The organism is Robbsia andropogonis (assembly GCF_034047095.1).
Lineage (GTDB): Bacteria > Pseudomonadota > Gammaproteobacteria > Burkholderiales > Burkholderiaceae > Robbsia > Robbsia andropogonis.
The window spans coordinates 2,442,815-2,456,812 of the sequence record NZ_CP139170.1 but is presented as its reverse complement, the minus strand read 5'-3'; the positions used below and the strand labels follow the sequence as shown (position 1 = coordinate 2,456,812).

The following is a 13,998-nucleotide window of genomic DNA, read 5'->3' as shown; positions in this document are numbered from 1 at the left end:
AAAGGCGTATCCTGAACCCTGTAGCCACTACAGGGTCAAGCCATGGCTGAAATATATTCCATCGGAACGCTGAGCGAGGTGTCTGGCGTCAACATCGAAACTATTCGCTACTACGAGAAGGTCGGACTCTTGCCTGCCGCCAGTCGGGCGGGCAACGGATATCGCCAATATGACAAGGCGTCTGCGGACCAACTATCGTTCATTCGTCGCGGCCGAGAGCTCGGCTTCACTATCGACGAGATTCGCGAACTGCTTGCGCTCGTTCATCATCCGGATCGGCCTTGCGCCGATGCCGATCGCATGACGCGCGAACATCTGAAGGATATACAGGGAAAAATACGTGATCTGCAGCGGATGCAACGTGCGCTTAAACAGGTCGTCGGATGCCAAGGCCAGACTGCGGCGCACTGCGAGTTGGTCAGCGCTTTATCCAGGTCTTGCTGACCCAAATGCAAAAGGGCCGACGTGTCTAATCGACACGTTGGCCCTTCTCTCTCATACTGTCTAACTTCTGGGGGGCAGTTCAAATTTGCGCGACCCCACAAATAAAAAGGCTGCACGGCGGTGTGCGACGCCGTGTCAATGCATCGAAGCCGCGGGCTTATCGCTTTTACCATCGGCGCGGCCACGCAACAGGAGCAGGGCGGGACAACCGGCCAATACAACCATCCCAAGCGACCATAAAAACGCGTGACGAAAGACGTGTTCCAGTGCTGACGCAATCTCCCGTGGCACACTCGGCCCTGCGTCAGCGTGCAAGATACCGGTACCCGCGCCAGGGACGAAACGAGATATCCCGTGCGTCAGGATCACCGCAAGCAACGCTGTGCCGAGGGCGCCGCCAGCACGCTGGATGACATTCAGCCCGCTCGTTGCGCGGGCGATCTCGTGTTTTCGTAATGTACTGAGGGCCGCACTCGTGGCAGGCATCATCGTCGCGCCTTTCCCGAGTCCTTCGAGGATCAGTATTCCTTCAATCTGCCAGAGCGGCATTGCACCGTCGATCATGCTCAATAGCAAAACTGATAACGCCATGCATGCTATCCCCGCCAACACCACTTTCCCCGCGCCAATCTTGTCGGCGAGATAGCCCGCCACTGGCATTGCTCCGACGGCACCCAGCCCCTCGGCCGCAACCAGCATGCCCGTGGTGAAAGCCGAATAACCCCGTGCCATTTGAAAATATAAAGGCAGCAGCAACGATATGCCGAAACCAACGGCGCTCAACAGGAAGGTAATGAAGGCCACCGCGCCAACGGTCCGCCCACCAAACAGTCGCACATCGATCAACGCATCGTCGCGATGCAGGGCATGCAGGATGAATCCAACGATCATCGCCAGCCCGCCAAGCGTACAGCCTTCCGCGATCAACGAATCGAAGTTGCCCGCTGCCGTCGTTCGCGCAAGGCCATAGACAAAAATTGCCAGGCCCGGTGAAAGCAGAAGCAAGCCTGGCCAGTCCAACGCGTGGTGCGGTTTGGATTCGTCGGGCTTCAGCACATGATAGGCCGCAAGGAACGCAATCGCGCCGACCGGTACATTGATGAAGAATATCCAGCGCCATGAAACGTCGTCCACAAGCCATCCGCCGAGGGTCGGACCCAGGATGGGGCCGAGCACGATGGGAAGTCCCACGATGCCCATCAAGCGTCCCATACGCTGTGGCCCCGCGGCTTGGCTCAGAAGCGTCATGCCGGCAGGCAGGATCATGCCACCCCCCAAGCCTTGCAGGACACGGAAGACGATCAGTGTCGTCATCGACCAGGCCGCACCAGACAATATGGACCCGATCAGAAACAGCAGGATGGATGTGAGATAGAGGCGTTTGGTGCCAAAGCGGTCTGCAGCCCAGCCGGCGAGGGGGATGATTGTGGTGAGGGCCAGCATATATCCCGTCGAGATCCACTGCGTGGTTTCCAGCGGCGCATGGAAGGCCTTGGTCAATCCGCGGATCGCGACGTTGACGATGGTCGTGTCGAGTATCGACATGAAGGCGCCGAGGACCACGACGCCCGCGATGCGCAATAGCGGAGGGTCGAGTTTATCGGGTAAGTCGGAAGGGGGATTGGCACGGCGCACCACGCGATCGACGAGACTCACGAAACCCCCATTATTTCGTCCTTCATCAATGTGCTTTTGCGCTCGGCTGCCCTGACCGCGGCCGTCGCATCCCCCGTTTGGATGGCGCGCGAGATGGCCAGGTTGCAGGCATATGTGGCCGAGGCGCGCCTTTCCGAAAATCGCGCAAGGTCCGCCAGCGTCTTGCCGAGCAGGCATTGCAGCGCCAGGCTTCGCACGAAGATGGCCAGGATCGTGTTGTCCATCATGTCGAGTAACCTGTTTTCGATGTCGATAAGATCCGTCAGTTTGTCAATTTTCTGAGAGGGCAGATCCTCGCCCGGCAGCTCATTCGCATGCTTGTTACGATCGGCGGCCAAGCGTACACCTTCTATCACGAGCTGGCTTGCCAATCCAAAGTTCTGTTCATCGGAGATGCCGCCGCTGGCAATGCCCGAACTGATCAACCTTACGACGGGCCCGATTTTGGGGGGAGTGCTCATCACCCCACCGCTGCGCCCGCGGCAACAGGTAACGATGCCGAGATCCTCAAGCATGCGCAGGGCCGGACGTACAACCTCGGTGGTGTATCCGTAGCGTGCGCCTATTTCCCATTCGGACCCGAGCTTGAATGAAGCAGACGCCGTATGCGCCAGAATTTCCTCGACGAGCAATCCCGCCAGCCGGCCGGCCGCTTTTTTCATATCGAGGAAGGTCGTCCTCTGGTCGAAGCGGACGTGGTCCATGGGGCGATTCACCCCCACCATGTCTAGTAACTGTATACGGTCCCGGATCAGGCAGCATGCCGTTTCCGCGTCACCGTGCTGGGTGGCGTCGATGATCGCATTGTCCAAGGGGGCAATGTGGATCGCGGACGGTTCGACCAGGTTCAGCGGCGTGGTGCGCACGTAGCGTAGAGGCAGCGCCTCCAGAATATCCATGAGGAACGCGATGGCCGGATTGCCAGAGGCATGCGCGAGTTGGCGATGAAAGTTCGATCCGGGTGCCGTGCCTGCGATCGTGGGGGCATCGCGATACACGAAAGGTGCGTGACTGTTGATGATCGAGCGGATGGCCAACTGGCAAACGACGATGCGTGCATCGCGAAGGGCGCGGGGGGAGGCGCGGCTGAGGACGAGATGCAGAATCAGGGCTTCCGCGGTGTCGTTCAATCCGGGACGAGAGACATAGAGGCCGCCGCCAACACCGCGCCGGACATTGATGAGCCGCCGTGTTTCCATGATCGCGATGGCCTCCTGGCAGGCCTTGCGGCCCATCCCAAAGCGCTGCCGCAGTTCTGAAACGGACCCGATCAGATGGCCTTCCGGCCAGCCGCGCACGGAGAGATCCTCTTCCATGGCGGCCACCGTGTAATGCGCGAGCTTACTGGGCCTGTTGTCGGGACCGACAATGCGATCGCTGAACTCGCGTCGGACTTCCGCCCTGACACCAGTCATGTTCATGACGTCTCCTTCTTTTTTGTGTATGTCCGCGCCCGATCGAGCGCCGGCAATGCGGTCCTGCCATCACAGCCTTGTTCCCAACAGCGGATTGCCTAGAACGTGTCTCCTGGTGGTGTGGCGGTTTCCCGGGCCGTGAATCCCTCGTGTTCGGCAGGGTGAATCCATTCGGCAGGGTATTTCGGCAGGAAAAATGCAAGTAGTACGGCCAGGCCGGTGAGCGCGGTCAGTACGCCAAACGGGACGGAATAGCTGCCCGTGGCCATCTGCATGATGCTTACCAGGAAAGGCGAAAGTCCGAGCGACAGTGTCGAGATGGCGAGCGTGAGGCCTTGGAGCTGGGCGAAGCATTTCAGGCCGAAATAGCGGGCGATGAGGAATGGCCCCAATGATGATTCCGCGCCTGTGGCAAAGCCGAGGCAGGCGGTAGCCAGGAATAGCAAGGGAACGTTGCCGTGATTGAAGTAGGAAAGGAGAAGGCCGATCGGCACGACCGCGAAGATGGGGACGACGATCCACGGGCGGCGAGAGCGGTCGAGCGTCAGGCCACCCAAGAGCAAGCCGACGATCGAGGCAATGAAAAGCACCGATTGCGATATCGCGACGATCGCCGGATCGAAGCCCCGTTCCGCAAAAAAACTGACCGCATTCTGCCGTACGGCCATGGGGCCCGCTGCAGCCAGCGCCAGGGACACGGTGATGAATATCCAGGTGTGGGTCCGCAACGCCTTGCGCAGCGGGACACCGGGGACATCGCGCAGGTCCAGCTCGGCCGGGTTTTTCGGAAAGGCTGGCTCGGCGGGCGCGTAGGCGGGTTCGGATAGAAGGAACAGCGTGGCCGGAATCGCGATGATCGCTATCGAGGCTGCAACGGCATAGTAGGTGCCGTCCCATCCAAGGCCGGCAAACCCTGACTTATTGCCGTCGATTGCCCATTGGAACACCGGGGAGAATACGGCGCTGGCCAAACTCGATACCATGCCGATGAGCGCGAAACCGATGCCGCGGTGGCGCGGGAACCATCCTGTGACCACCTTGAAGACCACGGCAAGGCTGGCCATGAACCCAAACACCGACGCGAGCACGATGACAAGGCCAAAAAGCCAGGGCAAGGCGCTGCTCAAAGGTATCAGCGCTGTCATTACGGCGTACAGGACAGACGCCGGAATGGCGACCCGTTTCGCGCCCCATCGGTCCACCCAGGCACCAGCGATCGGCAGGATCAGCGGTGCGATCAACAGCGGAATCGCCACGAAGAGCAGGATTGCCTCCGGCATCGGCTTGCCGGTGTGGGCCGCGAATGATGCGGTGATGAAGGGCATCATCGCCGACAGTCCCGCCGGACTGAGGGTCATCAGGATGAAGCATCCGAGAAGCGCGGCTTTTGCCTTGGCAGGGGCTTGTAGCAAATCGATAAGATAGGTCTGCCACGATGCTTTGGGCGGCGGGTGACCATGAAATGAGGATCGGTCGGCAATCTGTTCCAAGTTTGTCTCCTTTGGGTGAGGATAGGCGTTTTTTCCTAGCCGCTTGACCGCACGTCACGATATGTTTTTTTAGTGTGACGGCGGGTGATGTTAGGTATCCATCATATTTTCGCAAGACCCGGCGGTGGTCCCGGTGGAAAGCCCGGGCGTGGTCCCGGCGGGAAACCGGAAGGCGGGCCCGATGGGGCGCCGGACGGCGGCCCGGAGGACGGGGCCAACGCGGCCAGCATGGGAAACGGCTTCAAACCGAATAGGTCGCGGCCATTGATTTCGGCCATCGGATCCACCCGGAAAGCGCCATGCGTCGCCAGAACGTGAATATCGCGAACGAAACGCTGTATCGGGTTGCTAAGGCTGACTGTCGAGGATCCCAGCGCAAGCTGAAGGCCATCGACGGTCTGGAGGCATTGATGGATCTGATGCACGAGATCCATCGTGATTTCCGGTTCGTCCGGCGGAAAGAAATCCTCTCCTGCGATGGCACGACGGTCGACCTCGTCGGCATGACGGTAGATCACCGCCTCGGCGGCATTGATGACCGCGCGTGCCTTTCCCGCCACCACCTGGATACTGACCATCTCGGACATGGTGGCATAGGGAAGATTGAAAGGCGGGCGCTTTTTTGCTTGTTCGATGAATGCCGTCAACGCGCCTTTGGCCATGCCGCAGGCAAGTGCCGCGAAGGAGACCGTCATCGCCACCATCGAGCCGATGGGGCTATGCTGAAAGCCCAGGCCCTGGTATTTGCCCCGGAGTCCGTCGATGAGCCCGATCAACTCGTCCATATGAACGACGCGATAGTCCGGTACGAATACTTCTTCCTCGGCCCGCACGCTGTTGCTTGATGTCGCCGCCAGTCCCATGACCTTCCAGTCATCGACGATCTGGTACTGGTCTTTCGACAATATCGCCATCGCGCGGCGCTCGGCGCCGGTTTTCGGGTCGGTATACGCAATGCCGACCGATCCCCAGGCTGCAACGCGGCACCCGCTGCCGAATGGCCATTTGCCTTTGACCATGTAGCCGCCTTCGACTTTGCGACCATCACCTACATGGGGCGCCAGGATCGTTGCACCGAACATCAACGGCCCCACCCATTTGTCCGCGTCGCTGAACACTTCGTTCCGTGCGCGCTCGGGAAAAGCGAGGGTGTTCCGTGCGGCGCTCGAGACGATCACCGTCCAGCCTGCGGAGGCATCGGCGAGACCGAGTGCGTTGATGATCTCGGCGCTGTCACGCGCTCCGAGTGCATAGCCACCAAGCTCGATCGGAAGCGTGATCTTGAATACGCCGGCTTCGTGCAGCGCCTCGAGCGTCGCCGGGGCGAGCATCCCGAGTTTTTCTCCCTCCGCGGCGTGCGCGCGCAACAGTTCCAGGTTGCGTATCACGTTATCGCGGATGCGTCGTCCGGTTTCGCTGCTATAGGCCGATTCCGGAAACTTCGGGGTTGTCCCGGGAAAACGGAAATCTTTGTTCATGGCACGCCTCAATTCTTTTGCGGTGGAAACGGGTCGGCCATTTTTCTGAAGGTGCTCCAGTGCTCGGTGAGTTTGCCGCCGCGCACCCGGAACACCGTGATCATGTACCAGTCATAGGTCTGGCCAGGAGCGGTTGGATCAGGCGTCGGCTCCTTCATCATGATGCAGCCGAGTTCCCCCTCGACGATCACGCTCACCACGGGAGGGGGGGTGACACCGCTCAGGGGAACGCGACGAAAATGCTCGATGAGCAGCTCGCGGCCGTTGCCCGGCGCGTTTGGATCGTGCTGGATATAGTCCTCTGCCACGAAACGCGTCATCACCGCCTCGACGTCCCGCTGCACGGTGTTATCCCGCACCATGCGGGCGAGCTCTGCCTCGAACTCGATGAGCAGCCGCTTGGTTGCCGTGATCTCCGGCGAGGGAGAGGCCGCCAATGCCTCGATATAGTCTGGCCGGTCAAGCCAGGTCAGGTACAGCTCCGGATTGTGAATCTGGGCCACGCCATCGACAATGGTGAAATCGCTCATCGGTTCACAAACTCCTTTTTGATTTGATTGTCGCGGGTCGGCACGGCGCCGCCGAACATCGGGAACGGCTCGCGCCCCAGGATGCGGCGGCCGTTTTGTTCCGATTGCGGATCAACGCGGATCGCGCCGTGTGACGTCAGAACCCGGACATCGCGCGCAAAGCGTTGAATCGGATTTTTCAGCGACATCGACGAAGATCCGATCGTCTTTTGCAGCAGGGTGATCGCGTCTTCGCAAAGATTTCCCGCATACGCAAGGCTCAGGCTGAATTCGGATTCCTCTTCGATGCCGAAATCCAGGCCGGCCGCTGTTCTCGCGTCCAACTGGTCCGCGCAGCCCTCGATCGTCGCGGCCGCGACCTTGATCATGGCCAGGGATTTACCCGCGGCCACCTGGACGGACGCCATGTCTGCGATGGTGGGATAGGGCAGGCTGAACGGCTTGCGTGTCTGCGCCTGCTCCGCGAAGCACGCCAGCGCGCCACGGGCCATGCCCAAGGCGATGGCGATATTGGTGAGGGTTACCGTAAGCAACTGGGCGAGACCGCGCTGCTGGAAACCGGCACCTTGGAACCGGTCGCGAATGAGCTGCATTTGTAGCGGAAATTCCGCCAGATCGAGGAATCGATGGTCCGGTACGAACTGTTCCTCGATGATCTCCAGACTGTTGCTTGCCGTGCCGGACAAGCCCATGACATGCCAGTCGTCGAGTATCGTGTATTGTTCGCGCTGGACTACGACGACGCCGCGGCCGGAACCGCCGCCGGACGCCGGGTCGTACTCGATGCCGAGCAATGCCCATTTGGCATGTTTGCAGCCGCTGCCAAAGGCCCAGCGACCCTTGACCATCCACCCTCCGTCGACCTTGCGCGCATCGCCGACCTTCGTCGCATACACGGAAGCGCCAACGATGACCGGGCCGGCCCAACCCTGGGTGTCGACGCGGACTTCCTCGATGACCTGGGGCTTCAGCGCGAGGAGGTTCTTCATGCCCACGCCGACGAAAGCGGCCCAGGCGGCGGAGCCGTCCGCCTCGCCAAGAATACTGATGATCTCGACGAGATCGCGCGCGCCAAGCGCATGCCCCCCCCATTCGATGGGCATTCCCATCTTGAAAATGCCGGCGTCCGTGATGGCGCGAAGCACATCGGGTGTCAGCGAACCGAGCCGTTCGCCTTCTTGCGCTTGTTCACGGATGAGCGGTATCAGCGCGCGTACCTTGGCGGCGATGTCGCGGCCGGTATCGGTGATCCAAGGGGAATCCACGGAACCGGTCGGCACCATGGGCGGGAGGGGCGGCAGGCCAGTCCCGAGCGGCGGCCGGTCAATCTGGATCTGTGACATAGCGAGTTTCCTTGCTGACGTTTTCAAGTGGTGTTGACTGTGACGCGTACTGTGCGGACCATCCCGCGAATTCGACGACCTGACGACCAACCAATTCGAGCTGATTGACGACGGTCTGGTCATGGCAGATACCGTCGGAAAAGATTTTTCCGCTCGTGTTGATGGCGGCCCCCATGGGCGTCGGCCAGCCACGTAGTGCATGAACGATCGATCGCAGCGCGCCGAGAGTGCCGCCAGTTGCTTGCCAGCCATAGGCGGTGGCGATCAATCCGACGGGTAACCCGTCCAGATAGACGCGCTTGTCCTTGGCCATTTCCTCGAGGTAATCAATGGCGTTCTTGACCAGACCCGAGATGGTGCCGTGATACCCTGGGCTTGCGATAATGAGGCCATCCGCCGCGCGAACCGCCTCGATCAACGCTTTTCCTTCACCGTCGCGCGCGCTGCCGCCCGGCACGTAATGCGGCAGGGCCAGCAGTGCCTCGCAGCCGAAGCGCTGCGTCCGGCCTCCCGCTGCCTGTGCGGCCGACAAGGCAATGGCCAGTGCTTGTTCCGTGGACGAGCCTTTGGCGGCCGTTCCGCCGATCCCGACGATAAAAGGCCTGTCCGAAGACGTCTTCATGACCGGAAGCCTCCCTTGAACACCAATTCCTCCACCGGTCGCCGAGCGTTGGGCTGCTCGCGCTCCTGCAAGGGCGGGGGCAGCACGCGCTTGTCTCCCAGCTTGCCGATAGCGATCACCGTTTCAACCCGATAGGTGTCGGCGGGCACATCGAGCGCCGTATAAGCGCGTTCGACGTCGAACCCGGCCATTGCGTGCGTGCACCATCCGAGCCGCGTTGCCTGCAAGGCGAGATAACCCCAGGCCGCGCCGGCGTCGAGCGAATGACTGTAAGAGGGTAGCGGCCCAGGAGCACCCGGTGGTTGCGCGGTGGTGGCCGATACCAGGAAGACCAGCGCGGAGGCCCGCGCGGCCCAGCCCTGGTTCATCGGCACGAGAAGATCGAACAGCGTCGACCATTCCGGCGTATCCCGGCGGGCATAGATGAAGCGCCACGGTTGCGAGTTAAAAGAGGACGGAGCCCAATGCGCCGCTTCGAAGAGGGTCATCAACTCTTGATCGGAAATAACGGCTTCCGCATCGAGTGCACGGGGCGACCAGCGCTCGAGAAAGATCGGGTCGATGGCGTAAGTCGATGAGCGATTGTTGGATGACAAAGACATAGTGGATTTTCTCTGTGTGAAAGGGATTAGCGCTGTGCCAGACCGCCTGCGAACATGTTGAACGGCGGAAGACCCAGCACGTGCCTGCCCGCGATTTCGGCGGCCGGGTCCCGACGGATGGCACCGTGCGTCAGCATTACCCGAGCGTCGCGGGCAAAGCGTTGAATGGGGTTGCGCAGACTGACCGTCGAGGAGCCGATGCAAAGCTGCATCTCGTCTATTGCCTCGCCACAAAGATTCGCGGCGTAGACCAGGCTCATCGTGGCAAGGGATTCTTCACGCGGCATGAAGTCTTCGCCGCGACGGGTGCGGGCATCCACTTCGTCGGCGGTCTGCAGGATCAATGCTTCCGCGGCCTTGATCCGGGCGTGCACGCGTCCGGCGACAACCTGCGTTGACGCCATCGCCGCGACCGTTTCATAAGGGAGGTTGAACGGTACCCGCTTGTTTGCCTGTTCGATAAAGCAATCGAGACAGCCTCGGGCCATACCCAGGGTAATCGCTATATTGGCGAGCGCCGTCGACAGCATCGTTGCCAGCGGTCCCATCCGATACGTAAGGCCTTCGTATTTCTGCGGCAGCGCGCCCAGGGCGACCGGGAGATCGGCATGGCGGACGACGCGATAGGCCGGAACGAAGATCTCCTCGCGGGCGACGATACTGTTGCTCGAACTCGCGGCCATGCCCATGACATGCCAGTCGTCGAGGATCTCGTACTGATCCTTGGAGATCAGCGCCAGGCCGCGGACCGGCTTGTTCTCCTCTTCCCATTCGATACCAACAACGGCCCATGCGGCATAACGACAACCGCTGCCGTACATCCACTTGCCGGTGACCATGAATCCGTCACTGGTACGTCTGGCCTGTCCGACGATGTTGGAAAAGATAGAGGCTCCCACCGCCGCGGGCCCGACCCAGTCCGGTATTTGCTTCGACACCTCGTCCACCGCTTGCGGACTGAAGGCTAGGACCATGCGGATACCGGATGCCGCAAAGCCGCTCCATCCCGCCGAGCCGTCCGCATAAGACGCAGCGGCAATCACCTCGACCAGATCGCGCGCGCCGAAGGCCGAGCCCCCCCATGCCGCCGGCAGCGTAATGCGAAAGAAGCCGGTCTTGTCCAGGGCCTGCAATGCTTCCGGTACGAGCGCCGTCTCTTTCTCGCTCTGCCATGCGGTGTCGCGCAAGAGCGGCGTCAACGCCATGATCGCGTCGCGCATCTTCACCGCTTCGGGACTGGGGCCGGGGGCGGGGGCATCGACGGGCGGTGCGCCAGGTCCGGCGCGGAAATCCACCGGCTTGCTGAGTGTGTTCATTTCATTTTCATTGGGGGTTGGACACGGCCCGATAGTGGCGCGCACCTGGTGAGGAACAAAGTCTCAGAGGGTTACGCGCAATCGACGACGGTCGCCGTCCCTCGGGTCACACATTGCCGTCGCATCGACGTCAATCTGTGACGTGATGTGACCTACGCCTGCATGGCGCGATGTGATGTGAGCAAAAAAAATGGATAGAATGGGCCAATCCGAATGCGCGATATGCGAGCACAGCATGGTTCCAAGTGTCGTCACGACCGTTGAACTGCAAGAGGAGCGCGTGACCACGGCGCTTCATGCTGTGCTGCAAAGCGAAACCTTCCGTCGCGCGAAGCGTCTGCGGGAGTTGCTGCGCTATTTGGTATCCGAGACGCTGGCGGGCCGCGGTGATCGTTTGAAACAATTCACGATCGCGGTGGATGCGTTTGGTCGTGATGGTGGCTTCGACCCGCGGATTGAAACGAGTGTGCGTACCGAAGCCTGGCGACTGAGGACGCGGTTGGAGCGCTACTACCGGACCGAGGGCGCGATGGACCTGGTGCGAATTTCCTTGCCCAAAGGTGGATTCGCACCGACGTTCCAGTTCAAGACCGGAAGCATCGCGACGACGGCGTCAACGACAACCACAACGACAGCGATGGCGGCGGTGCGCTCGCCGGTGCGCGAACAGCCTCGGCCCCGGTTGCTGGTTTTGCCGTTCTCTGGCTTGAATATCGAAGACCCCTATCTGGTCGCGTCTTTCCACGACGAGATCAGCCTGTATCTCGCCAACCTGCCGAGTCTGGCCGTGCTATCACGCGGCTCCAGCCAGAAATTCGGCCAGGCGACGATGGATCTCCCACTTATCGTTCGTGCCTCACAGGTGTCCTACGTCATGGAGGGCAGCCTTTTCCGGCAGGGCAGTACCTATCGATTGAATCTGGGAATCGTCGACCCGATACGCGATGTGACCGTCTGGTCGGGACGCCATGAACAGCAAGTCGATGACATGATGGGTTTCCAACGGAAGGTGGCAACCGATGTTGCCGCTTCCGTTCATGCCTGGCTCGATTCCAAATCCGCCACCATGACGGGTGAGGACGAGATGGCGCCGCGTTATGTATTGCGGGATAACGTGCTGTTGCGAGAGTATTTGCGTGGCGCGATCCGGGACCGGACGGCAAGTGAGCAGGTCGCCCTTGGATTGGGGCGTCTCACGTCCGGGTATGTGGATGAAGCGTCGACGATGTTCAACCAGGCGATCATGGCGAGTCCGGCGGATGGTCTGCCCCATACCGCGATGGGGTTGGGGCATCTTCAGTCCGGACGGCTGCGGGAGGCATTCGTTGCCGCGAAGCGTGGTGTGGAGCTGGCGCCGCGCTCTGCCTTCGCGCTTTCCTCGCTTGCCGCGATTTGCATGCATATGCGCGACTTCGACGACGCGATCATGTTTGCCCAGAGATCCGTGGCGCTGGCGCCGGAGTTCGATGCGGTAAAACTGTTGCTGGGCGACTGCTTTCTTTACGCAGGACTCCCCAAAACCGCCGTCGCGCAATTGGAGGAAACCTCTCGTCTCATGGACGAACATCCCATAGCATTGGCGCATCTCGGCTACGCCTATGCCCAAACCGGACAGGAAGCCAAGGCAAGGGGGATACTGAACGTTCTACAGAACGATAGCGTAAATCCCGATGGCCCCAACTCGGCGGCGATGACCTTGATTCATGCCGGATTGCACGAGGTAGAGCAGGCCTTTCACTGGCTGGATCGCACACTGATGTCGCGCACGCATATCCAGGAGTTGCTGCTACTCACTTCGCCTGCTTACGATATCCTGCGCTCCCACCCCCATTTCAATTCCCTCGCGGGTTCTCTTAAAGCGTCCTAGACCTTATCGCGGAAACGATCACGCGACCTTCTGTGACTTCCGCCCGCTGTTTCCCGTCGGTCATACTCCCCAACAAGCATCCTGACGCACCGACGTAGCAGGTGGCATGGGTCGTCGGCCATGCGGGGTAGCCTGGCGTCGCACCCATGGATGTGACGACCGCGCAGGCCTCATCGACATGCGTGGCAATGCCACCCACGTCATCGTTTTTGCGGTCTTCCGCAAAAACGATGGGGCCCGTGCTTATACGATGTAGTCATACGGAAAATGAAAAACATGACGAATCAACTCCAATCGACGGACCAAGCGGCGCGCAACCGGCAGCTCGTGATCGATTTCTACCGGCATGTGTTTGATGCCCGGAATCCCGCGGCGGTGAAGGATTTCGTGACGGAAGACTACCAGCAGCATAGTGCACATCTGCCCAGCGGCCGCGCTGGCCTGGAGGCGCTCGTAGCCGAGACATTTCGCGGCCTGCCGCCCTTGCCGGTTCGGCCGGACCTTATGATTCCGCCGACACTTCTCGTTGCCGAAGGCGATATCGTCGTTATCGCGGGCGAGTTCCCTCAGCCCGAACCGGACGACCCGACGCGCACCTATCCCTTTTTCGTGTTCGACGCGTATCGTGTGCGCGATGGAAAGCTCGCTGAACACTGGAGCGGCATAAACAAGATCGCACCTCCCAAGCACCCGCAATAGCCTGGTGGACCGTCCACGCGGAAATGGACCTCGTCCGTGACCAGCAAGGACGCATGAAAAATCTGAAACGGATGGACTTCCGATTGTAAGTAGACAGATCCCTCGCATCTCGCGGCCCATGGATCTGAGCCAGGTGGTCCCGTCCGGGTGCGACCGATGCGACAAAAACCCTTGGTTGATTGTCGCCGCCGCCCCTGCCGCGGACAGAGCGCCCAACAGGCTCCTTTTATTTTCGCCCTCTTACGTGGCGCCGCGCCACGGTCCGGCGTGATGCACGCCGACGTAATGCACGGTGTTGTATCAAACGGTATCTTAGAATTCGTGTTTTTCTGGCGACTCGCAACGGTCAGTTGACGCGATTTCCGAGATCGGGGCCGCTCACGATGCCGCGCCATTTCTGGATGGTGTAAAAATACGTCGTGCCACGGCTGTATAGTTTTGTAACATTCGGTATAATCCCGCCGGTTTACCTGCACTATCGTGCAGGTTTGCACGCCCGTACCCGTTATTGAAGACACGCGGATGGACTTCGGGTT

At 60.6% G+C, this 13,998-nt stretch carries 12 protein-coding genes; 3 read left to right on the top strand and 9 right to left on the bottom strand.

Features of this window, described 5'->3' with window-relative positions; genetic code table 11:
- Nucleotides 1–42 precede the first annotated feature (42 nt).
- The gene (locus SJQ66_RS24205; protein ID WP_046153923.1) at nt 43–444 is read left to right on the top strand and encodes a MerR family transcriptional regulator; all 402 of its coding nucleotides are present in this window, start codon (nt 43–45) and stop codon (nt 442–444) included.
- A gap of 135 nt (nt 445–579) precedes the next feature.
- On the opposite strand, the gene SJQ66_RS24200 is transcribed toward SJQ66_RS24205, so the two are convergent.
- The 9 genes from SJQ66_RS24200 to SJQ66_RS24160 form a co-directional block, all read right to left on the bottom strand.
- Nucleotides 580–2,100, bottom strand: coding sequence for an MDR family MFS transporter (locus SJQ66_RS24200; RefSeq protein WP_320534637.1), 1,521 nt, complete (start codon nt 2,098–2,100; stop codon nt 580–582).
- Nucleotides 2,097–3,416, bottom strand: a complete 1,320-nt coding sequence (locus SJQ66_RS24195; protein WP_407691571.1) for an FCD domain-containing protein — start codon at nt 3,414–3,416, stop codon at nt 2,097–2,099. The genes SJQ66_RS24200 and SJQ66_RS24195 overlap by 4 nt, the downstream gene beginning before the upstream one ends.
- Before the next feature lie 197 nt (nt 3,417–3,613).
- Entirely contained in the window at nt 3,614–5,005 is a 1,392-nt protein-coding gene (locus SJQ66_RS24190) for an MFS transporter (RefSeq protein WP_253465648.1), read from the bottom strand.
- Between the two features lie 101 nt (nt 5,006–5,106).
- The gene (locus tag SJQ66_RS24185) at nt 5,107–6,483 is read right to left on the bottom strand and encodes an acyl-CoA dehydrogenase family protein (protein ID WP_082103088.1); all 1,377 of its coding nucleotides are present in this window, start codon (nt 6,481–6,483) and stop codon (nt 5,107–5,109) included.
- Between the two features lie 8 nt (nt 6,484–6,491).
- Nucleotides 6,492–7,013 (bottom strand): nuclear transport factor 2 family protein, encoded by a 522-nt coding sequence (locus SJQ66_RS24180; protein WP_320534635.1) that lies wholly within the window; start codon nt 7,011–7,013, stop codon nt 6,492–6,494.
- On the bottom strand, nt 7,010–8,356 hold the full coding sequence (locus SJQ66_RS24175) for an acyl-CoA dehydrogenase family protein (protein ID WP_320534634.1): 1,347 nt from the start codon (nt 8,354–8,356) through the stop codon (nt 7,010–7,012). Before SJQ66_RS24175 ends, SJQ66_RS24180 begins: the two co-directional genes overlap by 4 nt.
- Nucleotides 8,337–8,978: an NADPH-dependent FMN reductase gene (locus SJQ66_RS24170; protein ID WP_046153919.1), complete on the bottom strand. Its 642-nt coding sequence runs from the start codon at nt 8,976–8,978 to the stop codon at nt 8,337–8,339. Before SJQ66_RS24170 ends, SJQ66_RS24175 begins: the two co-directional genes overlap by 20 nt.
- Nucleotides 8,975–9,580 (bottom strand): nitroreductase family protein, encoded by a 606-nt coding sequence (locus SJQ66_RS24165; protein WP_082103086.1) that lies wholly within the window; start codon nt 9,578–9,580, stop codon nt 8,975–8,977. The genes SJQ66_RS24170 and SJQ66_RS24165 overlap by 4 nt, the downstream gene beginning before the upstream one ends.
- Before the next feature lie 26 nt (nt 9,581–9,606).
- Nucleotides 9,607–10,896, bottom strand: a complete 1,290-nt coding sequence (locus tag SJQ66_RS24160) for an acyl-CoA dehydrogenase family protein (protein WP_046153918.1) — start codon at nt 10,894–10,896, stop codon at nt 9,607–9,609.
- Between the two features lie 235 nt (nt 10,897–11,131).
- Here SJQ66_RS24160 and SJQ66_RS24155 point away from each other — a divergent pair, with 235 nt between their 5' ends.
- The gene (locus SJQ66_RS24155; protein ID WP_253465638.1) at nt 11,132–12,763 is read left to right on the top strand and encodes a hypothetical protein; all 1,632 of its coding nucleotides are present in this window, start codon (nt 11,132–11,134) and stop codon (nt 12,761–12,763) included.
- 276 nt (nt 12,764–13,039) lie between these two features.
- Nucleotides 13,040–13,462, top strand: a complete 423-nt coding sequence (locus SJQ66_RS24150; RefSeq protein ID WP_253465635.1) for a nuclear transport factor 2 family protein — start codon at nt 13,040–13,042, stop codon at nt 13,460–13,462.
- Nucleotides 13,463–13,998: the final 536 nt, after the last annotated feature.